The sequence below is a fragment of the Bradyrhizobium sp. in8p8 genome, assembly GCF_000426845.1.
GTDB classification, from domain to species: Bacteria; Pseudomonadota; Alphaproteobacteria; order Rhizobiales; family Xanthobacteraceae; genus Bradyrhizobium; species Bradyrhizobium japonicum_C.
On sequence record NZ_AUGD01000004.1, the window covers coordinates 221,446 to 242,436 of the forward strand.

The window sequence follows — 20,991 nt, forward strand, 5'->3', positions numbered from 1 at the left end:
TCCCGTCGGTCTATGAGTCGAAAAACGAGAGAGTGCGCGATGCAAGATACCGCCAAGCTGGCGACCAGGGTCCTGATCGTCGACGACCATCCCGTGGTGCTGTCCGGTTGCCGGACCTTGTTCGCTTCCGACCAGTCGATACGCATTGACGAAGCGACCGATGCCAAATCCGGGCATCGCGCCTATGTCAGCAAGCGGCCCGACGTCACCGTGATCGACATCAGCCTGCCCGATGTCTCCGGCTTCGAGCTGATGCGACGGATCCGCAAGGACGATCCCGCCGCCAAGATCATCATGTTCAGCATGAACGACGATCCCGCCTTCGTGGTGCGCGCCGTGGAGCTTGGGGCCCAGGGCTACGTCTCCAAGGGCGATGATCCCAGGCTCCTGCTAAAAGCGGTGCGCAAGGTGGTCGCGGGGGACAATTTCATCTCGCCGCAGCTTGCGGAAGCCGTCACGTTTTCCGGCGCGGCAATCAAGGCCAATCCGGCCTCGCAGATGACGCCGCGGGAGCTCGAAATTCTCCGCCTGCTCGGACGCGGCGACAAGATCGTCGAGGTCGCCGAGGCGCTCGGCATCTCCTACAAGACCGTCGCCAACACCACGTCTCTGCTCAAGCAGAAGCTGGGCGCCAAAAATCACTCCGACCTGATTCGGATTGCCGTGGAAATCGGGATGAACTGAGCTTCCGCCCAGCGACCGAACCGGCTGCTCCAGGATGCAGCGGTTCGGTCGACGGATCGACGCCGCCGTTGGCCGGGCAATGCATGGGCAACGGGCTGACACCCATCCGCAAACACAATGGGCCGAGGCTGCATTCGTTCCTGCGAGAGGAAAACTTTTCGGGAAAAAATGGTATTTCCTGTCGAGCCTCGCCGCGTGTGAAGTCCTTGTGCCTTGGGATGCCTCGGGAAAAATAGGAACATTCTTCGGCGCGCGCGATTTGGCTCTTGACGATTTCGTGACAGGCGAGGAAAGCTCGCCGAAACGGTCGGCGGTCATCGACCCCGGACAGGCAACCGGTCTGCACACAACGACAGACCTTCCAAGAGAAGGGCTGCGGCAATGCCGCAGCCCTTTTTCGCTGGGCGAGGGTGGGCCGGAAGCGGTTTGCCGATGCCGCAAAACGCTTTATGGTGGGCGAGCCTCTGGCTTTGAACAAGTAACTTCGTAAAATCAAAGGCTTAGGCGTCGGGTTGCGGCCCGGCCGGCCTTTGGAGGGCAGTTTGACTCGTTATATCTCGACCCGGGGGGAGGCCCCTGAACTCGGCTTCTGTGATGTGATGCTGACCGGGCTGGCCCGCGACGGCGGCCTTTATGTGCCGACGACATGGCCGCAGCTTCCGACCGAGACCATCGCCGCCTTCTTCGGCCGCCCCTATTGGGAGGTCGCGGTCGATGTGATTCGCCCCTTCGCCGGCGGCGAGATCACCGACGTTGAACTCGGCCGGATGGCGAACGAGGCCTATGCCACCTTCCGCCATCCCGCAGTGGTGCCGCTGCGCCAGATGTCGCCGCATCAGTTCGTGCTGGAGCTGTTCCACGGCCCAACGCTCGCCTTCAAGGATGTGGCCATGCAGCTGATCTCGCGGCTGATGGACCATGTACTGGCCAAGCGCGGCCAGCGCACCACCATCGTGGTCGCGACATCAGGCGATACCGGCGGGGCCGCGGTCGAAGCCTTTGCCGGGCTCGAGAATGTCGATCTCATCGTGCTGTTTCCGCACGGGCGCATCTCCGAGGTGCAGCGGCGGATGATGACGACCACGGGTGCCGCCAACGTCCATGCGCTCGCGGTCGAGGGCAACTTTGACGATTGCCAAGCGCTCGTGAAAGCGATGTTCAACAATCATCGCTTCCGCGATGCGACCTCGTTGTCAGGCGTCAACTCCATCAACTGGGCGCGTATCGTCGCTCAGGTGGTCTACTATTTCACCTCTGCCGTTGCCGTCGGCGCGCCGGCGCGCGCGGTCGATTTCGTCGTGCCGACGGGGAATTTCGGCGACATCTTCGCGGGCTACGTCGCCAAGCGCATGGGACTGCCGGTGCGGACCCTGCGCATCGCCGCCAACGTCAACGACATCCTGGCGCGCACGCTGAAGACTGGTATCTACGAAGTGCGCGAGGTGCATGCGACGGCGTCGCCGTCGATGGACATCCAGATCTCGTCGAATTTCGAGCGGCTGCTGTTCGAGGCAGGCCGGCGCGATGCGGCTGGCGTGCGCCGCTTGATGGAGTCGCTCAAGCAGTCCGGTCGCTTCGTGCTGCCCGATGCGACGCTGGCCGCGATCCGCGAGGAGTTCGACGCAGGGCGCGCCGACGAGACCGAGACGGCTGCCGCGATCCGCGCCGCCTGGCGCGAAGCAGGCGAACTGGTCGACCCTCATACGGCGGTGGCGCTCGCCGTCGCGGACCGCGACACCACCGACACGCGGGTGCCGAGCATCGTGCTCTCCACCGCCCACCCGGCCAAATTCCCCGACGCTGTCGAGGCGGCCTGCGGCCAGCGGCCGCAATTGCCGGCCTGGCTCGACGGCTTGATGACCAAATCCGAACACATGAGGGTGATGAAGAACGATCAGGCCGAGATCGAGCGGTTCGTGCTGTCGGTCAGCCGCGCCGCAAAGCAAGGAGTTGCCGGATGAGCGTCGAGATTTCCAAGCTTGCCTCCGGCCTGACCGTCGTTACCGACGAGATGCCCCATCTTGAAACCGCGGCGCTCGGCGTCTGGGCCGGCGTCGGGGGACGCGACGAAAAGCCGAACGAGCACGGCATCTCACATTTGCTCGAGCACATGGCATTCAAAGGCACGACCAAGCGCTCCTCGCGCGAGATCGTCGAGGAGATCGAGGCGGTTGGCGGCGACCTCAACGCCGGCACCTCGACCGAGACCACGTCCTATTACGCGCGGGTGCTGAAGGCGGACGTGCCGCTCGCGCTCGACGTGCTCGCCGACATCCTCGCCAATCCCGCCTTCGAGCCCGACGAGCTGGAGCGCGAGAAGAACGTCATCGTGCAGGAGATCGGTGCCGCGCAGGACACGCCCGACGATGTCGTGTTCGAGCACCTGAACGAGCTCTGCTATCCCGACCAGCCGATGGGCCGATCCCTGCTTGGCACGGCCAAGACGCTGCGCGCCTTCAACCGCGACATGCTGCAGGGCTATCTGTCGACGCATTATCGCGGGCCCGACATGGTGGTGGCGGCGGCCGGCGCGGTCGATCACAAGGAGGTGGTCGCCGAGGTCGAGAAGCGCTTTGCCAGCTTCGAGGGGACGCCGGGGCCGAAGCCGCAGACCGCTCAGTTCGGCAAGGGCGGGACCAAGGTGGTGCATCGCGAGCTCGAGCAGGCGCATCTGACGCTGGCGCTGGAAGGCGTGCCGCAGACCGATCCGTCGCTGTTCTCGCTCCAGGTCTTCACCAATATCCTCGGCGGCGGAATGTCCTCGCGCCTGTTCCAGGAGGTGCGTGAGAAGCGCGCTCTCTGCTACTCCATCTATTCGTTCCACGCGCCCTATACCGACACCGGCTTCTTCGGCCTCTACACCGGCACCGATCCAGCCGACGCTCCGGAGATGATGGAAGTCGTGGTCGACATCATGAACGATTCGGTGGAGACGTTGACCGAGGCCGAGATCGCCCGGGCCAAGGCGCAGATGAAGGCTGGCCTTCTGATGGCGCTGGAGAGCTGCTCCTCCCGTGCCGAGCAACTGGCCCGGCATGTGCTCGCCTACGGGCGGCCGCAGACGGCGCAGGAACTGGTGACTCGCATCGATGCCGTCAGCATCGAATCGACCAGGGACGCGGCACGTGCGCTGCTGTCGCGGAGCAGGCCCGCCGTTGTCGCACTGGGCAGCGGCAGGGGTCTGGACACCGCGGTATCTTTCGCGGAAGGATTGACCCGGGCGCGCGCCAAGGCGCGGCTGCACTAGGAGCCGCCCAAGGGCGCCCGCCCCCCGGAAGCATCACCATGGCTCTCTTTCGCCTGCCATCCAGTGGACCCGCCGCCCTCGCGCCGCGCGGCAACGGTCTGCTGCTGCGCGCCCCGCAAATGTCCGACTTCCTGCAATGGGCCCATCTGCGCGAAACCAGCCGTGACTATCTCACGCCCTGGGAGCCGATCTGGCCCTCCGACGATCTCACCCGGTCCGGCTTCCGCCGCCGCCTGCGCCGCTATTCCGAGGACATTGCCGCGGACCGCTCCTATCCGTTTCTGGTGTTCCGTGAGCTCGACGGCGCACTAGTAGGCGGAGTCACGCTCGCCAATGTCCGGCGTGGCATCGTGCAGGCCGGCACCATCGGTTACTGGGTCGGCCAGCCGTATGCCCATCGCGGCTACATGACGTCGGCTCTGCGGGTGTTGTTGCCGACGCTGTTCGGCGAGCTCAATCTGCACCGGGTCGAGGCCGCCTGCATTCCCACCAATGCGCCCTCGATCCGGGTGCTGGAGAAGTGCGGCTTCTCACGCGAGGGGCTGGCGCGCCGCTATCTCTGCATCAATGGAGTCTGGCAGGATCATCTGCTGTTCGGCCTGCTGCACGAGGATTTCCGCGGCTGAGCTGCAATCTCCCGTGCGGCCATATTCTCGACGATCCGGCCTCGTTGCTACCCTGTCCGCTTGCCTTGTCCGCGCACCCTGTTTGTTGGCCTTGGGTTCGCCGATTTTGGCGATATAACGGCGCGGGCCGGCCGGTGGATCGGCCGGATGTTCGGATGGAGTTATGGGGTCGATGGTGAAGGAGCTTCGGTCATCGCGGAATGCATCGCGGCGGGGAACAGCGGTCGCGTTGATGCTGTCGGCTGCGCTCGCCTCTGTCTCCCCGGCGGCGGCCCAGTCCTTAACCGACCGCTTCAAGAGCCTGTTCGGCGGCAAGTCCGACGAGTCGGCGCAGCCCACTCCGGCGCCCGCGCCCGGTCAGCCCGCCGAAGAAGATGACTTGGATTGCCCGCAGGTCACCGTGCGCTCCGGCGCCTCCACCTATGCGGTCGGTGCGAGCGGCAAGCAGGCCGTCGGTAACGACATCCGCTTCCAGGCCACGATCACCAAGATGGCACGCGAGTGTGCCCGGAACGGCGGCGATATCACCGCTCGGATCGGCATTCAGGGCCGCGTCATCGCAGGCCCCGCCGGGGCGCCTGCGACCGTCGAGGTCCCCTTGCGCGTCGCGGTCGTGCAGGGTGGCATCGGCGAGAAGGTCATTGCCTCCAAGGCCTACCGGACCACAGTCTCGATGTCGGAGGGCGGCAGTGTACCCTTCACTTTCGTCGCCGAGGACCTGGCCTATCCGATGCCGTCACCCGCGGTCGCCGACAACTATATCTTCTATGTCGGCTTCGACCCGCAGGCGCTTTCGCCCGAGCCGAAGGGACGGAAGAAGAAGTAGGCGAGGTCTTGCGGCAATCTCAGCCGTCGTTGCCGGCGAAGGCGGGCAACCCAGCAAACAAAAAAGCCGGCGCTCGTCGCGCCGGCCTTTTTGTTCGGAAGGCGTTCGCCCTCAATTCAGCTTCTGTCGAACCTCGTTGATGCCCTTGGCCAGCAGGTCGTCGGCGACTTGGCCCCTGACGGATTGCGACAGGATCGCGGAAGCGGCCTGCACGGCGGCTTCCGCGGCAGCGGCACGGACGTCGGCGAGAGCCTGAGCCTCGGCGAGCGCGATCTTGCCCTCCGCGGTCTTGGTCCGTCGTGCAACGAAGTCTTCCATTTTCGCCTTGGCCTCGGCTGCGATTCGCTCTGCTTCGGCGTTTGCGTTGGCGATAATGTCGGCGGCCTCGCGTTCAGCCGATGCAGTGCGCGCCTTGTAATCGGCCAGCACCTTGGCTGCCTCTTGCTTGAGGCGCGCCGCCTCGTCCAGCTCGGCCTTGATGCGAGCGGCACGATGATCGAGCGCCGACATCGCAGTCTTGAACACCCCGACATAGCCGAAGATCACCATCAGGATCACGAAGGCGACGGCGACCCAGAACTCAGGTGTGAAGAACATCTCGACTAACCCTTCAAGGATGCGTCAACGGCGGCATTGACCGACGCTGCATCCGGAACGACGCCCGTGAGCTGCTGAACGATGGTGCCGGCCGCATCAGCCGCGATGCCGCGCACGTTGCTCATGGCGGTCGCGCGGGTCGAGGCGATCGTCTTCTCCGCCTCGGCGAGCTTGGCGGCCAGCTGCTGCTCCAGCGTCTTGCGTTCGGCGTCCGCCTGCGCATTCGCCTTTTCGCGGGATTCGTTGCCGATCGCCTGAGCACGCGCGCGCGCCGCCGCGAGCTCACCTTCATAGGCCTTGAGCGCGGCCTCGGACTGATCCTTCAGCTTCTGCGCTTCGGCGAGATCGCCTTCGATCTTGTTCTGACGCGCCTCGATCGCACCGCCGACACGCGGCAGCGCGAGCCGGGAGACGATCAGATACAGCGCGACGAAGGCGATCGCGAGCGACACCAGTTGCGAGGCAAAGGTGCTGCTCTCGAAAGGCGGAAAGCCACCGCCGTGGTGACCGCCATCGGCCTCCGTGTGAGCGCCGGTACCCGTGGCGCCGCCATGACTCTCAGCCATGGAGTTCTCCTGTTGCTGTCAGACGCGCCGCCTCCCACCAGGAAGCGGCGCGAAACGCGTTCAGAGCGGGACGAACAGCAGCAGCAGAGCGATCAGCAGCGAGAAGATGCCGAGCGCTTCGGTCACGGCGAAGCCGAAAATCAGGTTGCCGAACTGGCCCTGGGCAGCTGCCGGGTTGCGCATCGCTGCGGACAGGTAATTGCCGAAGATGAAGGCCACGCCGATGCCGGCGCCGCCCATGCCGATGCACGCGATGCCCGCGCCGAGAAATTTCGCTGCTTGCGGATCCATTTTTGACTCCTTCGAAGAAAGACAGGTGTGGGTGGAAAAGCACCCGGATCACTCAGTGTCCAGGGTGAATGGCGTCGTTGAGGTAGATACAGGTCAAGATCGCAAACACATAGGCTTGCAGGAACGCGACCAGCAATTCGAGCGCGGTGAGCGCGACGGCAAGTGCCAGCGGCATCACTCCGCCGATCCAGCCGACCACGCCAAGAGAGGCGCCGAGCATCGCGACGAAGCCGGCGAACACCTTCAGCGCGATGTGGCCGGCCAGCATGTTCGCGAACAGTCGAACGCTGTGCGAGACCGGGCGCAGGAAGAACGACAGCACCTCGATCGCCATGACCAGCGGCAGGATGTAACCCGGAACGCCCGAGGGCACGAACACTTTCAGGAACTTCAGGCCGTTCTTGTAGAGGCCGTAGATCAGGACCGTGAAGAACACCAGCAGCGCAAGCGCCGCGGTGACGATGAGGTGGCTCGTAACAGTGAACGTGTAGGGAACGATGCCGACCAGGTTCGAGACGCAGATGAACATGAACAGCGAGAAGATCAGCGGGAAGAACCGCATGCCGTCCGCGCCCGCAGTGCTCCGGATCATGCTGGCCACGAACTCATAGGAGAGTTCCGACACCGACTGCAGGCGCCCCGGAACGAGTTGCTTGCCGCTGGTGAGCAGCAGCAGCGCAATGATCCCCACCGCCACAAACATGTAGAGAGAGGCATTGGTGAAGGCGATCGTGTGATCGCCGATACGGCCGATCGTAAAGAGCGGTTCGACGTTGAACTGGTGGATCGGGTCGATTTTCATCCGCGCGGCATCTCTCGTCTGCCGGACGAGCCGACCTATCAAGGTCGGCCGGCCGGCCGTGCCGGCGAGCGGCACGTCAGTTAATCTGGCCAAGCCAGTTACGAACCACCGCGCCTGTTCTGACCGGCGCCTGCCGTTCTCACCACATTCACCACGCCGGCGGCGAAGCCAAGCAACAGGAACACGATGAACCCGAAAGGCGACGTCGACAGCAAGTGGTCGAAGCCCCAGCCAATCCCCGCCCCGACAGCGACCCCGGCGATCAACTCCGAGGATAACCGAAAACCAAGCGCCATCGCCGAGGCTCTGGCCGCTCTGTCTCCATCGTCACCTGCGGGTTGCTCGGTCCTGGTCCGGCGGTCGCGAAACTCGGACAACCGTTGATCCAGGCTCCCGAGCCGTTCGGAAAGCGCAGCTTCCTCCGACGACCGATCGCGATCTCCATCCTCGCCGTGTCCCGTGCCCTGTGTCATGCAACGAAGACCCGAAACGCTGCGGCTGAATGGAAATTACGCCCGTCACCCTCAAAAGCCGCGCGGACCATACTGATGGCCCATAATCAAGTCAAGCCAAGTCACGATTGCGTCTACTTCAGTTATGTAGCTGATTTATATGAATATATTGGCATGTGCGACAGCGCTGCACACAGCGTGACGCCGCACCGCAGCAGGTCTGCTCATGTTCGGCCGATGTAGCCGTGCTTTCGCCGGGTTGCCGCGATCAAAGAAGCCACGGCGTTCGTTGGTTTCAGTGGTGGGTTTTGGGCCACGGATTCCCGATGCCGGTGTAGAATTGCAAAGCCGCCGGGGCGGAGACAGCGATGAGACCAGCGACGTCATCCACAACATCATGGCTAGCGGTGGTTGCCGCCGTGTTCGTCGTCAGCGGCAGCCCCGTAGCCGCGCAATCTGCTCCAGACGGCGAAAATGGCCGCTACAGCATGACGCCCATCCCCGAGGGCGTGCTGCGGCTCGACACGCGCACTGGCACGGTAGCGACCTGCACCAGAAGCGGCGCAGGCTGGGCCTGCTACGCGGTGCCGGACGAGCGGACCGCACTCGACGCCGAGATTGGAAGGCTCCAGGCCGAGGTCGAACGGCTGAAGGGACAGCTGGCGGCAGGGCCGACTGTGTCGGGCAAAATCGACGAGGCGCTGCCGAAATCCGACCCGCTGAAGAAGGCCGAACCCAAGGTCGCCGAGGGCGAGCGCAAGATCGAGATTCCGTTGCCGAGCGATCAGGACGTCGATCGCGTGATGTCGTTCCTCGAGAGGGCCTGGCGGCGGCTGATCGACATGGCCAACCGCGTGCAGAAGGACGTGTCGGGGAAAATCTAGCGCGTCGCGAGCCGCCTTTTGGGGGGGCGCAACGTGCCCGCCAACTGACGCAACGGAATGGGGATGGCGGGCACGTCGCTTGTTCGAACGATCGAGACCTTTCATGACATCAGCCAAATCCGTCACGCGCTCGGCAGCATCGTCCGTGCAAGCCTCCACCATCGCTTCGTCATTGCTGACAGTACAGACGCCGGGCCGCGGATTCAGCGATCTCACCGGCGAAGCCGCAAAGTTCGTCGCCGAGGTGCACGCAGGCGAGGGCGCATTGACCCTTTTCGTTCGCCACACCTCTGCCTCGCTGACGATCCAGGAGAACGCCGATCCTTCCGTGCTCGTCGATCTCACCACCGTGCTGTCCCGGCTCGCGCCGGAAGACGGCGGGTGGACGCACGATGCGGAAGGGCCCGACGACATGCCCGCCCATATCAAGGCGATGCTGACGCAGACTTCGCTTCATGTTCCGGTCCTGAACGGCAGGCTTGCGCTCGGCACCTGGCAGGCGATCTATCTGATCGAGCATCGCAGCCGCCCGCACCGCCGTGAGATCGTCCTGCAATTCATCGGTAGCCTGCAGTAAAGCACTCAAAACAAAACCGGCCGCGGAGTCCGCGGCCGGTTCGTGTTGCCGATCGATGATTTCGATCAGTTCGCCTTGATGTCGACGTCCTTGGTCTCCGGCAGGAACAGGAAGCCGATGACGACGGTGATCGAGGCGAAGATGATCGGGTACCAGAGGCCCGCATAGATGTCGCCCGTCGAGGCCACGATGGCGAAGGCGGTTGCCGGCAGCAAGCCGCCGAACCAGCCGTTGCCGATGTGGTAGGGCAGCGACATCGAGGTGTAGCGGATGCGGGTCGGGAACAGTTCGACCAGCATTGCCGCGATCGGGCCGTACACCATGGTGACGAACAGCACCAGGACGAACAGCAGCCCGACGACAGCTGCCACCTGCGGGCGGAAGACGTCGAACGGATGCGACATCTTCACGATGCCGGCGTCACCAGCCTTCGGATAGCCAGCTGCCTGCACGGCGGCGAGGACGGCCGGGTTGCTGTCCTTGGCGCTCGTGTAGGGAACTTCCTTGCCGTTGACCATCACCTTCACGCCGGAGCCAGCCGGGGCTGGCGTGGTCGAGTACTTGACCGACGACTGTGACAGGAAAGCGCGAGCGGTATCGCACGGCGCGGTGAAGACGCGGGTGCCGACCGGATTGAACAGATCGCCGCAGCCCGCTTGATCGGCCACCACCTCGACCTTGACCTGCTCGATGGCCTTCTCCAGCGCCGGGTTGGCATTGGTGGTGATCATCTTGAAGATCGGGAAGAAGGTAAGTGCCGCGATCAGGCAGCCGCCGAGGATGATCGGCTTGCGGCCGATCTTGTCGGAAAGCATGCCGAACACGATGAAGAAGCCGGTGCCGAGCAGCAGCGACCAGGCGACCAGGAGGTTGGCGGTGTAGCCGTCGACCTTCAGGATCGATTGCAGGAAGAACAGCGCATAGAACTGGCCGGTGTACCAGACCACGCCCTGGCCCATTACGCCGCCGAGCAAAGCGAGCAGCACGAGCTTGCCGTTCTGCCAATTCCCGAAGGCTTCCGTCAGCGGCGCCTTCGAGCCCTTACCTTCTTCCTTCATCTTCTGGAAGATTGGCGATTCGTTGAGGCGTAGCCGGATCCAGACGGAGATGCCGAGCAGAACCACCGAGACCAGGAACGGAATGCGCCAGCCCCACTTCGCGAACTCGGCCTCGCCGGTTGCGGTGCGGGTGAACAGGATCACCAGCAGCGACAGGAACAGGCCGAGAGTCGCCGTGGTCTGAATGAACGATGTGTAGTAGCCGCGCTTGCCGTTCGGCGCGTGCTCCGCGACGTAGGTCGCCGCACCGCCATATTCGCCACCAAGCGCCAGGCCCTGGGCGAGGCGCAGCACGATCAGGATGATCGGGGCGGCGATGCCGATGGTGGCCGCATTGGGGAGCAGGCCGACGATGAAAGTCGACAGGCCCATGATCAGGATGGTGACCAGGAAGGTGTATTTGCGGCCGACGATGTCGCCGACACGGCCGAACACGATGGCGCCGAACGGACGGACCAGGAAGCCCGCGGCAAACGCCAGCAGCGCGAAGATGTCGCGAGTGGCCGGCGGATAATCCGAGAAGAACTGCGCGCCGATGATGCCGGCGAGCGAGCCATAGAGATAGAAGTCGTACCACTCGAAGACGGTACCGAGCGAGGAGGCGAGAATGACGAACCGTTCGTCCTTCGTCATCCCCCCCGCGCGTGCATCAGACACAGCCACTGTCGACATGTTGAATCGCTCCCCAAAAATGCGTTTCCCTCGCGCCCCGGGCGTCCGGACGTGCCGGATCAACCCAGGTCTTGGCCACAAGGTAACATCGGCGTGAAACCCGCCCCAATACGACTTTCGGCCTTGCGCACTGTCGCGCAGCTGACGTTGCGGTATCTGGGACTAGCGCGCAGGTCATCAGGCAGGTGATTAACCCCATTGCGGCAAAGGGATAATGTGCCCTTGCATGCCACGGCGGCTCGGGGAAGAATTGACGCACCCCGGGATATGCGCGCGGGTCGGCACGAACGATAGCAAGAGAACGATGAACGCTCCCTCGACTCATCTCGTCATCGCCGATGACCATCCCCTGTTTCGCGACGCGCTGCGGCAGGCGGTGGCCGGGGTTCTGGCCTCGGCAAGGATCGATGAGGCCGGATCGTTTGAGGATCTGACCAAGCTTCTGGAGCAGACCTCGGACGTCGACCTGATCCTGCTCGACCTCTCGATGCCCGGGATCTCCGGCTTTTCCGGCCTGATCTACCTGCGCGCGCAATATCCGGCGATTCCGGTCGTGATCGTCTCGGCGTCCGACGACAGCGCGACAATCCGCCGCTCACTCGATTTCGGCGCCTCCGGCTTCATTCCGAAGCGATTCGGCGTCGAGACGCTGCGCGATGCCATCCTCAAGGTGATGGAGGGCGACGTCTGGGTTCCGGCCGACACGGATCTGTCGGCCGCGGCCGACCCCGAGATGACGCGCCTGCGCGACCGTCTGGTGACTCTGACGCCGCAGCAGGTCCGGGTCCTGATGATGCTGTCGGAGGGCCTTCTCAACAAGCAGATCGCGTATGAACTCGGCGTCTCCGAGGCCACCATCAAGGCCCACGTATCGGCCATTCTGCAAAAGCTCGGCGTCGAGAGCCGCACCCAGGCCGTGATTGCCGCGGCCAAGATCGCCGGCGGCCAGTGGAAGCAGGGGAATGCCGACGGGATGAGCCGCTAGAGTGTGGTCAGAAGGCCGTTGGCTGCTCTGATATCCGCCGTCTCGGACCCATCGGCAAAGCCCTTGAGCGACGATTGGAGCAATCGCTTCGCTTCCTCCCGCTGCCCGCGGTCGGCAAACAGCCGGGCGAGATCGATCGCGGTGCGCAGTTCCCAGGCTGTGGCGCCCTTGCGGCGGCTCAAAGCCAGTGATTGCATCAACTGGTCCTCTGCTTGCTCGCCCCCAGGCCGTGGCAGCGACAAGAGGGTCATACCTTTCATTCGAAGCAGTTCGGGCATGTAGAGATGATCGCCGCATTGCTTGACCAGCCGGATCGCGTCATCGATCAGGATTGCGCCCTGTTCGAACTGTCCAAGCGCCACCAAGCCCTGAACGAGCGCGATGTTGAATGTCGTGGTGAGCAGTTCGTAGCCGGCCCCGTGGAGCTCGCGCAGGCAAGCATTGATCGTCTGGATGCCATGCGCGGCGTTTCCTCGCCGGATCGCCAGCTCTCCCTTCACGCCGCGGCCAACCACAAGATAGGGACCCATCGACCGAGATCTGGCATGTGCGATGAACAGATCGATGCTCTCTTCCGCGGCGTCGAGGTCGCCTCCCCAAAGTGAGATCGAGACCGCCCAGATCAGCGCGATACAGAGCGTGATCGGGTGCTCCATCTGCGCGGCCTCGGCGATCGTCTGCTGCGCCAGCTGCAGCGCTTCCGCGGGCCGGCCCTGCAACCAGAGCTCGCGGGCCAGCGTGATGCCGGCCCGGTTGCGATGATCGAAGCCGTGGACGGTGCTGATTCGCTCCGTGCCCGGACCTTGCCAGGCACCTCCAGCATCTTAAGCGCGTCCCGATGCTCGCCGGCCAGGTGGAGCGAGACTCCCATGAGGGAATGAGAGAGGGCGATTGAGCCTGCATCGCCAAGCGATCGCGCGACCGCAAGGCTTTGCTGCGCATAGCCAAGCGCGGCCTCGAACCGCCCCATCCGTTCGTGGAAGATATGCATGCGACCGAGCAACTGGAGCTGGTTCGGTGCGTCGCCGCGCGCTGCGGCAATCGCAAGGCTCCTGTTCAGGGCGCTCCGCGCCGCTTCGCTGCCGCCGCGGGTGAACATCAAGGTCAGTCCGAGAGCGGCCTGGATGTGCATTTCCTCGGCGCTGCCACGCGAGGAGGGGGCAATCGCCAGCAGCGCCCGTTCTGACCAGCGTCGGCATTCGATTAGCAGCGACATCGCCAGGAAGATCGGCGCTGCGGCGGCTGCGAGCGCAATACCGATGTCGAAATCACCCTCTGCGCCGAAGCACCATTCCAACGCGGCACGCACATTGTGAAGCGCCGAGAAGTGAGCCGCTCGCTCGTCCGCGCTCGGCACGGTCGCCCATGTCGTCCCGGCCTGTTCCAGCCATCGCCGGTAAAAAGTCGCATGGCGGGCGGCGAGGGCGGCGTCGGCCGGTTCGATCTCAAGCAGATAGGCGCGCGTCGTGTCGAGCAGGCGGTAGCGCATCATGGCGCCTATGGGGCGCGGCGCGACCATCGATTTGGCAACGAGACTGTCGACGGCATCGAACAGGCGGGTGCGGTCGACGCGCTCGTCCGGCACGACCTCGAGTGCCGCATCGATGGTGAAGTGCCCGGCGAAGACCGCAAGTCTGCGCAGCACGAGGCGCTCAAGATCCGACAGCAGCCGGTAGCTCCAGTCGAGCGTGGCCTGCAACGTCTTCTGCCGTGGTGGCGCCGTTCGCTGGCCTTGCCAGAGTAGATTGAGGCGCTCGTCGAGCAGCGCAGCCGTTTGCTCCAGGCCGTAGGCTTCGACCCGGCCAGCGGCGAGCTCGATCGCCAACGCCATGCCGTCGAGCTTGCGGCAGATCCCGGCGATGATCACGGCATTGGCATCATCGAGCGTTATCTGCGCGCCGCTGGCTGCGGCACGTTCGAGGAACAGTTGAAGCGCGGGATAGACTTGTGCTGCAGCGATCGTCACTCCGGCGCCGTCGGGCGGAACAGCGAGCGGGGCCAATCGATAGACCTGCTCGCCCTCAACGCGCAGGGCTTCACGGCTGGTCGCGAGGATATGGACGTTCGGCGCCGCATGGAAGATCTCAGCCGCCAACGGCGCCGCAGCGGCAATGACGTGCTCGCAATTGTCGAGGATCAGCAGCATCCGCTTGTCCCGCAGATGCGCCAGCAGCGCGGGCAGGGGATCCTCGGCCTCGGCCGGCAAGCCAAGCATCAGCAGGATTGATGTGATCACGAGATCGGGATCGCTCAGTGCGGCAAGGTCCACGAAATGTGCGGCGTCGGAGAAAGTCGTGAGCAGATCATGGGCGAGCGCCACCGCGACGGCGGTCTTGCCGACGCCACCTGGCCCGGCGACCGTGACGAAACGTGCGGTCAGGAGCTTCTCGGAGATGGCGGCGAGCGCCTCGTCGCGTCCGACCATCCGCTGCAGCCGGTTCGGGAGTTTGACTGGCGGCAACTCGGCCCGAGGTGCGGAGCGACGCGCGGCCGGAAGCTGCGCTTGCGAAATCGGCGCCACGAAACAATAGCCGCGGCCGGAGAGCGTGGCGATGTAGCGCGCGCCATCCTTGCCGTCGCCGAGCGCCTTTCGAAGGGCTGCGACGTGAAAGCGCAGGTTGCTCTCTTCGACCGTGATGCCGGGCCAAACTATCGCCATCAGCTCCCATTTGCTGACGACCTCGTTCGGCCGCGACATCAGCGCCAGGAGCGTGTCGAATGCTTTCGCGCCGAGCGGCACGGCGACGCCGTCGCGCATCACGAGCCTTTCATGCGGCCTCACGGAGAATGGCCCGAACGATAGAGTTCCCGTCGTGGTGCCGGCCGGCTCGGTCATGGCGAAATCTTCGTCCCTTCAAGAAGGTCCGATAGCCAGATGATCGCGATCCGGCAAGGCCGTCCGTGCATCGGCGCGATCGCGGATGCAGGCCTTGTGAGGCGCGTAAGGTCGCATCTCACAACTTCTCACAAGTCCAAACGGGCACGCTGCGGCGGCCGCTGCTAGTCAGTGGCGCGACGGCGAAGGAGTCCATGATGACACAGGCGGCAAAGGTACTCTACACGACCAGGACCCACACCAGCGGCGGGCGCCACGACGGCATATCGCGCAGCTCAGACGGTCGCTTGGACGTCAAGCTGTCGCCGCCGGGCGGCGCGGGCATCGGTACCAATCCCGAGCAATTGTTCGCCGCCGGCTGGTCGGCCTGCTTCGAAGGCGCGATGGAGATCGCAGCGCGCAAGCGGAAGATCGAGCTTCCCAGAAAATGCGCTGTTGATGCCGAAATCGATCTCATGCTGGACGAGGGCGCCTATTCGCTCCGGGCGCGTCTCAATGTCAGCCTGCCGGGCCTAGATCGCGAGATCGCACGCGGCATCGTCGACGATGCGCATCGGACCTGTCCTTATTCCAAAGCAGTTCGTGGCAATGTCGATGTCACGATCGCCCTGATCTGAGGCGCACTACCAATCACAACAAGGCAGCAAGATCATGAAGCAAACCATCAACCAGCAGCGCCGCAGCTTCCTTGGCATCGCGGCGGGAACCGTCGCCGCCGGTCTCGGCGTGATTGAGTTCGCTCGCGCCGAGACGGAAGCGAGGTCGTCCTCTGCATCAAATGCGTCCTTCAGCACGATCAAGCAGGTCGATGCGGGCGTCCTCAACGTCGGTTATGCCGAGGTGGGACCGTCGAACGGCCCCGTCGCGATCCTGCTGCACGGCTGGCCTTACGACATTCACGCGTTCGTGGACGTCGCGCCGATCCTGGCAAAAGCCGGCTATCGCGTGATCATCCCTTACCTGCGCGGCTATGGCACGACGCGCTTCCTCTCGGGAGAGACGCCGCGCAACGGCGAGCCTGCCGCAATGGCCGCCGACATCATCGCGGTCATGGACAAGCTCGACATCAAGAAGGCCGTCGTCGCCGGCTTCGATTGGGGCGCGCGTACCGCTGACATCATCGCCGCGCTGTGGCCGGAGCGCTGCGGTGCGCTAGTGTCGGTCAGCGGCTATCTGATCTCCAGCCAGGCTGCCGGCAATGCGCCGCTGCCGCCATCGGCTGAGCTGCAATGGTGGTACCAGTTCTATTTCGCCACCGAGCGCGGCCGGGCCGGATACGAGAAGTACACGCATGATTTTGCCAAGCTGATCTGGAGGCTCGCCTCGCCCCAGTGGAAGTTCGACGACGCCACGTTCGCCCGGAGCGCGGCGGCGCTCGACAACAAGGATCACGTCGCGATCACGATCCACAATTACCGCTGGCGGCTGGGTCTCGCCCAGGGCGAAGCGAAATACGAACATCTCGAAAAGAAGTTGGCCGGGGCTCCCGTCATCGACGTGCCGACGATCACCATGGAAGGCGACGCCAATGGCGCGCCACACCCCGATCCAAGCGCCTATGCGAAGAAGTTTTCAGGTCGTTACGAGTTTCGTCTGATCACCGGGGGCATCGGCCACAATCTCCCGCAAGAAGCGCCGCAAGCCTTTGCCAAGGCCGTCATCGACGCCGACGGTGCCTGGTGATCGATGCGATGCTCGGTCCAGCGTGACTGGACCAAGGATATGCCGAATCCAGATTGAAGAAAAAGTCATGACGTCCTTCGAAACCGAAAACAAGAAGCGCTCCTATGCCACGGCGATTACGCTGGCCGTGCTCCTCCTCGTCATTGTCTTGACTTGCGTGCCATGTCTGGTCTCGATCGCTCTGGCTGCGGAACCTGCGCAAAATGCGGCCGAGGCCTCGCCGATTTTCGGCGTCACGATTCCGTCGGGCTACAGGCAGTGGGAGTTGATCGCACCTGCCGAAGAGGCCGCGCCGCTCGACGAGCTTCGCGCCGTCGTCGGCAACCAGACCGCAGTGGAGGCGTATCAAGCCGGCAAGCTCCCGTTTCCGGACGGCACCATTCTGGTCAAGCGTGCTTGGAAGCGGAAGCAGTCGCCGGAATTTGCGTCCGCAACGATTCCTGGTGCCGCCACCACGGTCCAGGTGATGGTCAAGGACTCCAAGACGTACGCCGCAACGGGAGGATGGGGCTTTGGCCGCTTCATCGATGGCAAGCCGGTCGACGAGGCTCAGCATCGCACCTGCTTCGCGTGCCATGAAGCGCGCGCCAAGGGCCGCGATTATGTGTTCACGCGGCTGGCACCTTAGGCCACCTGGAGATCGCGTTATTGAAAACATGGTTCATCAGCGGCAGCTCGACCGACTACTGACCTTGCGCCTCACTCCGCCGCCACCATCTGCTGCGTGCGCCACTGGCCGAGCAGGGCGCGAAGCGAGGCCGGCTTCACCGGCTTGTTCAGCACCGCGACTCGCTCCTCGCGCGCCGCGACCTGTACGGCGGGGCTGCGATCGGCAGTGATCAGGATCGCGGGGATGCCATCGCCGAAGCGGCGACGGATCTCGCGGATGGCCGCGATGCCGTTGCCGCGATCGAGGTGATAGTCGACGAGCAGGCCGGTGACGCGCTTGCCGGCCGCCTCGATCGCGGCGATCGCGCCTTCCGGATCGGCAACCGCGATCACTTCGGCGTCCCAGGCCATCAGCAGCGTGCGCATGCCGTCGAGAATCGCCGCATCGTTCTCGATGCAGACGATCAGCGCGCCCGAGATCGGCGTGCGCGCCAGCGGCGTTGCGCTGGTCACGGCCGCGGTGTGGGTGATCGCCTTCGCCGTCGGCACCGTCACCAAGAAGACCGAGCCGCCGCTGGCATTGGCGTCGATGGCGATGCCATGGTTGAGCACGCGCGCCAGCCGCTCCACGATCGAGAGCCCCAGCCCCAGGCCGCGCGCGATCCGCGCCCCCTGTTCCAGGCGATGGAATTCCTTGAAGATCTCGCCGCGCTTGACCGGGGGGATGCCGACCCCGGTGTCGTAGACGCAGATCTTGAGCGCGGCGCCGCGGCGGCGGCAGCCGACCAGCACGCGGCCGCGCGGGGTGTACTTGATTGCATTCGAGATCAGGTTCTGGAGCAGGCGCCGCAGCAGCAGGCGGTCCGATTCGACCGGCAGCGAGCAGGGCACGAAGGTGAGCTCCAGGCCCTTGGCGCGGGCGATCGGCGCGAACTCGATCTCCAGCGAACGCATCAGGTCGGCCATCTTGAAGCTCGAGATCGAGGTCGTCATCGCGCCGGCGTCGAGCCTGGAGATGTCGAGCAGTGCGCCGAGGATCTCCTCGATCGCCTGCAGCGATTCGTCGATGTTCTCCACCAGCCGCGTCTCCTCGCCATTGTGCTGGCGCTCGACCAGGCTGGTGACATAGAGCCGGGCCGCATTCAGCGGCTGGAGGATGTCGTGGCTGGCGGCGGCGAGGAAACGAGTCTTGGAGATGCTGGCGTCTTCGGCCGCGCTCTTGGCCAGTGCCAGCTCGGAGTTCAGCCGGGTCAGCTCCTCGGTGCGGTCGCGCACGCGCTTTTCCAGCGTCGCATTGGCGCGCTCCAGCGCTTCCGCCGCTTCGAAGCTGGGCGTGACGTCGGTGAAGGTGATGACGAAGCCGCCGCCGGGCATGTGGTTCGTGAGCACCTCGATCACCATGTGGCGCTCCGGCAGGCGTTCGAGATAAGGCTCGCTGTCGGTGGTGTAGGCGGCAAGGCGCCGCTCCAGCGCGGCGTCGCGCTCGAACGGATCCTCGGGATCGCCCACGCCGATAAACTCCAGAATCTCACGCAGCGGCGTGCCGAACTGGATCAAATGCGGGGGAACGTTGAGGAGATCTCCGAACTGCCGGTTGGAGCAGATCAGCTGCAGATCGGCATCGAACACGGCGATGCCCTGGCGCACATGGTTGAGGGCCGTCTGGAGGATCTCGCGGTTGAAATGCAGCGCTGCGTGGGAGTCGTCGAGCAGCTTCAGCGCGGCCTTGGCGGAGACCGTCCGCTTGCGCAGCAGCAGCGACATCACGAGACGCGAGGAGGCAGCGCCGATCGAGGAGGCGATTAGGTGCTCGGCATGCTGCAGCAGCTCGAAATCGGCAGGCGCTCCAGGCTCCAGCCGCACGTTTCGCCGCGCCGAGAATGCCTCGAAGGAATGCCGCGCGCGCTCGGGTCCGAGATATTGCGCCACAGTGGTCTGGATGTCCTGAACGGTGACGCTGGTGCGCCAGCGGCGGAAGCTCGGGGAGATCGGCGCGAGCGTATTGGGCACGAACAGATCGGCCTGCAACAGCTCGATGGACGACGGCTGACGCGCCAGCGACAGCAGCACATAGGTCAGGATGTTGAGCGACAGCGACCAGATGACGCCGTGCATCAGCGGCGGCAGGTCGGCACCGAACAGCGCCTGCGGCCGTAGCGCCTCGATGCCGAACGGGCCGTGCTGGAGCAGCATGATGCCTGATGTCGAGGAATCCATGAAGCTCGGCATGAACAGCGTGTAGAGCCACACCGCGAAGCCGACCAGCATGCCGCCGATGGCGCCGCGCGCGGTTGCGCGTCGCCACAGCAGCCCGCCGAAGAAGCTCGGTGCAAGCTGGGCGATGGCGGCAAAGGAGAGCAGGCCGATGGCCGCGAGCTGGGTACTGCCGAGCGCGCGATAGTAGAAATAGGCCATCACCATGATGGCGAAGATCGCGAGCCGGCGCGAACGCAGCAGGAAGTCGCTGAAATCGGCACCGCCGGCGCGTCCCTCCGGCCGGCGTTGCAGCACCAGCGGCACCACGAGGTCGTTCGAGACCATGATGGAGAGCGCGACGCATTCGACGATCACCATCGCGGTCGCCGCCGACAGGCCGCCGACGAAGATGACGACGCTGAGCAGGTCCGCGCCCCCCTCCATCGGCAGGGCCAGCACGTACATGTCGGGGTCGGCGGCGCCGAACGGGAAAGTGACGAGGCCGGCAATCGCGATCGGGATCACGAACAGGTTGATGGCGACCAGGTAAAGCGGGAACAGCCACCGCGCGCGCCCGACCTCGGCGTCCGAGGAGTTCTCCACCACGCTGACGTGAAACTGGCGCGGCAGCAGCATGATCGCGCACAGCGACAGCAGCGTCATGGTCAGGAAGTTGCCGATCGACGGCGAATAGTTGATGGTGCGCACCGCCTCCGGGGTCTTCATGGCGCGCTCGATCAGTTCGTGCGGCGAGAACATCCAGAAGGTGACGAAGATGCCGGCGGCGAGGAAGGCGACGAGCTTGATGATGGATTCCGTCGCGACCGCCAGCATCAGGCCGTGCTGGTGCTCGGTGGCGTCGGTTTGCCGCGTGCCGAACAGCACGGCGAACGCCGCCATTGCCAGCGTCACCATCAGCGCCACGTCGCCGACGAGCGGGATGTGGGAGAAGGCCTGGTCTTCGGTCAGGATCGTTTCGAGCGAAGAGGCCACGGCCTTGAGCTGGAGCGCGATGTAGGGCACCGAGCCGATGATCGCGATTCCGGCGACGGTCGCCGCCACCGCCTGGCTCTTGCCGTAGCGGGCGCCGATGAAGTCTGCGATCGAGGTGATGTTGTGGGCTTTGGCCAGCTGGATTACGCGGCGCAGCACGCCGGCGCCGAGCCCGATCATCAGGATCGGGCCGACATAGATCGCGAGGAAGTCGGTCGAGGTCCGGGTGGCGAAGCCGACCGATCCGAAGAAGGTCCACGAGGTGCAGTAGATCGCCAGCGACAGCGGATAGATCAGCCCGGAGGCGCGCCTGGCCGGCGAGCGGCGGTCGCCATGGCTCGCCACCAGGAACAGGAAGCCGATATAGCCGAAGGCGACGGCGATCACGCCCCAGTCGTGCAGCATGG

19 protein-coding genes and 1 pseudogene are annotated in these 20,991 nt (G+C 64.6%); 12 read left to right on the forward strand and 8 right to left on the reverse strand.

Annotated elements, in window-relative coordinates:
* Nucleotides 1-39 precede the first annotated feature (39 nt).
* The 6 genes from K408_RS0113625 to K408_RS0113645 all read left to right on the forward strand — a co-directional run bounded on the left by K408_RS0113625 (nt 40) and on the right by K408_RS0113645 (nt 5,383).
* Entirely contained in the window at nt 40-684 is a 645-nt protein-coding gene (locus tag K408_RS0113625; protein WP_024339113.1) for a response regulator transcription factor, read from the forward strand.
* A 34-nt stretch (nt 685-718) separates the two neighbouring features.
* Nucleotides 719-1,174, forward strand: coding sequence for a hypothetical protein (locus K408_RS42065; RefSeq protein ID WP_155248405.1), 456 nt, complete (start codon nt 719-721; stop codon nt 1,172-1,174).
* A gap of 52 nt (nt 1,175-1,226) precedes the next feature.
* A complete protein-coding gene (thrC, locus tag K408_RS0113630; protein ID WP_024339112.1) occupies nt 1,227-2,645 on the forward strand; it encodes a threonine synthase in 1,419 nt (472 codons plus the stop codon).
* Nucleotides 2,642-3,931: a M16 family metallopeptidase gene (locus tag K408_RS0113635; RefSeq protein WP_024339111.1), complete on the forward strand. Its 1,290-nt coding sequence runs from the start codon at nt 2,642-2,644 to the stop codon at nt 3,929-3,931. Before thrC ends, K408_RS0113635 begins: the two co-directional genes overlap by 4 nt.
* Nucleotides 3,932-3,969: 38 nt before the next feature.
* The gene (locus K408_RS0113640) at nt 3,970-4,557 is read left to right on the forward strand and encodes a GNAT family N-acetyltransferase (protein WP_024339110.1); all 588 of its coding nucleotides are present in this window, start codon (nt 3,970-3,972) and stop codon (nt 4,555-4,557) included.
* 172 nt (nt 4,558-4,729) lie between these two features.
* The gene (locus K408_RS0113645) at nt 4,730-5,383 is read left to right on the forward strand and encodes a hypothetical protein (RefSeq protein ID WP_024339109.1); all 654 of its coding nucleotides are present in this window, start codon (nt 4,730-4,732) and stop codon (nt 5,381-5,383) included.
* A gap of 111 nt (nt 5,384-5,494) precedes the next feature.
* Here K408_RS0113645 and K408_RS0113650 read toward each other — a convergent pair whose 3' ends face one another.
* The 5 genes from K408_RS0113650 to K408_RS0113670 all read right to left on the reverse strand — a co-directional run bounded on the left by K408_RS0113650 (nt 5,495) and on the right by K408_RS0113670 (nt 8,112).
* The gene (locus K408_RS0113650) at nt 5,495-5,980 is read right to left on the reverse strand and encodes a F0F1 ATP synthase subunit B family protein (RefSeq protein ID WP_024339108.1); all 486 of its coding nucleotides are present in this window, start codon (nt 5,978-5,980) and stop codon (nt 5,495-5,497) included.
* 5 nt (nt 5,981-5,985) lie between these two features.
* On the reverse strand, nt 5,986-6,546 hold the full coding sequence (locus K408_RS0113655; protein ID WP_024339107.1) for a F0F1 ATP synthase subunit B: 561 nt from the start codon (nt 6,544-6,546) through the stop codon (nt 5,986-5,988).
* 60 nt (nt 6,547-6,606) lie between these two features.
* Nucleotides 6,607-6,837, reverse strand: a complete 231-nt coding sequence (locus K408_RS0113660; protein WP_008541273.1) for a F0F1 ATP synthase subunit C — start codon at nt 6,835-6,837, stop codon at nt 6,607-6,609.
* A gap of 52 nt (nt 6,838-6,889) precedes the next feature.
* Complete coding sequence (locus K408_RS0113665) at nt 6,890-7,639, reverse strand: F0F1 ATP synthase subunit A (RefSeq protein WP_024339106.1); 750 nt, start codon at nt 7,637-7,639, stop codon at nt 6,890-6,892.
* A gap of 98 nt (nt 7,640-7,737) precedes the next feature.
* The gene (locus K408_RS0113670) at nt 7,738-8,112 is read right to left on the reverse strand and encodes an AtpZ/AtpI family protein (protein ID WP_024339105.1); all 375 of its coding nucleotides are present in this window, start codon (nt 8,110-8,112) and stop codon (nt 7,738-7,740) included.
* Between the two features lie 347 nt (nt 8,113-8,459).
* Here K408_RS0113670 and K408_RS0113675 point away from each other — a divergent pair, with 347 nt between their 5' ends.
* Together K408_RS0113675 and K408_RS0113680 are read left to right on the forward strand one after the other, a co-directional pair.
* A complete protein-coding gene (locus K408_RS0113675; RefSeq protein WP_024339104.1) occupies nt 8,460-8,975 on the forward strand; it encodes a hypothetical protein in 516 nt (171 codons plus the stop codon).
* 103 nt (nt 8,976-9,078) lie between these two features.
* Nucleotides 9,079-9,552, forward strand: a complete 474-nt coding sequence (locus tag K408_RS0113680) for a secondary thiamine-phosphate synthase enzyme YjbQ (RefSeq protein ID WP_024339103.1) — start codon at nt 9,079-9,081, stop codon at nt 9,550-9,552.
* Between the two features lie 65 nt (nt 9,553-9,617).
* Here the strand turns inward: K408_RS0113680 and K408_RS0113685 are convergent, their stop codons facing one another.
* Nucleotides 9,618-11,243, reverse strand: coding sequence for an MFS transporter (locus tag K408_RS0113685; RefSeq protein ID WP_024339102.1), 1,626 nt, complete (start codon nt 11,241-11,243; stop codon nt 9,618-9,620).
* Nucleotides 11,244-11,586: 343 nt separating this feature from the next.
* Between K408_RS0113685 and K408_RS0113690 the strand changes: the two genes are divergently transcribed.
* Entirely contained in the window at nt 11,587-12,267 is a 681-nt protein-coding gene (locus K408_RS0113690; protein WP_024339101.1) for a response regulator, read from the forward strand.
* Here the strand turns inward: K408_RS0113690 and K408_RS38035 are convergent.
* Nucleotides 12,264-15,103 (reverse strand): annotated as a pseudogene (locus K408_RS38035) (ATP-binding protein). The gene K408_RS0113690 and the pseudogene K408_RS38035 overlap by 4 nt on opposite strands.
* Nucleotides 15,104-15,300: 197 nt before the next feature.
* Between K408_RS38035 and K408_RS0113700 the strand changes: the two are divergent.
* From K408_RS0113700 to K408_RS0113710, 3 genes are all read left to right on the forward strand, one after another.
* Entirely contained in the window at nt 15,301-15,720 is a 420-nt protein-coding gene (locus tag K408_RS0113700) for an organic hydroperoxide resistance protein (protein ID WP_024339100.1), read from the forward strand.
* A 34-nt stretch (nt 15,721-15,754) separates the two neighbouring features.
* Complete coding sequence (locus tag K408_RS0113705) at nt 15,755-16,786, forward strand: alpha/beta fold hydrolase (RefSeq protein WP_024339099.1); 1,032 nt, start codon at nt 15,755-15,757, stop codon at nt 16,784-16,786.
* 67 nt (nt 16,787-16,853) lie between these two features.
* On the forward strand, nt 16,854-17,414 hold the full coding sequence (locus K408_RS0113710) for a cytochrome P460 family protein (protein WP_024339098.1): 561 nt from the start codon (nt 16,854-16,856) through the stop codon (nt 17,412-17,414).
* A 71-nt stretch (nt 17,415-17,485) separates the two neighbouring features.
* Here K408_RS0113710 and K408_RS0113715 read toward each other — a convergent pair whose 3' ends face one another.
* Complete coding sequence (locus K408_RS0113715) at nt 17,486-20,989, reverse strand: hybrid sensor histidine kinase/response regulator (RefSeq protein WP_024339097.1); 3,504 nt, start codon at nt 20,987-20,989, stop codon at nt 17,486-17,488.
* Nucleotides 20,990-20,991 lie beyond the last annotated feature (2 nt).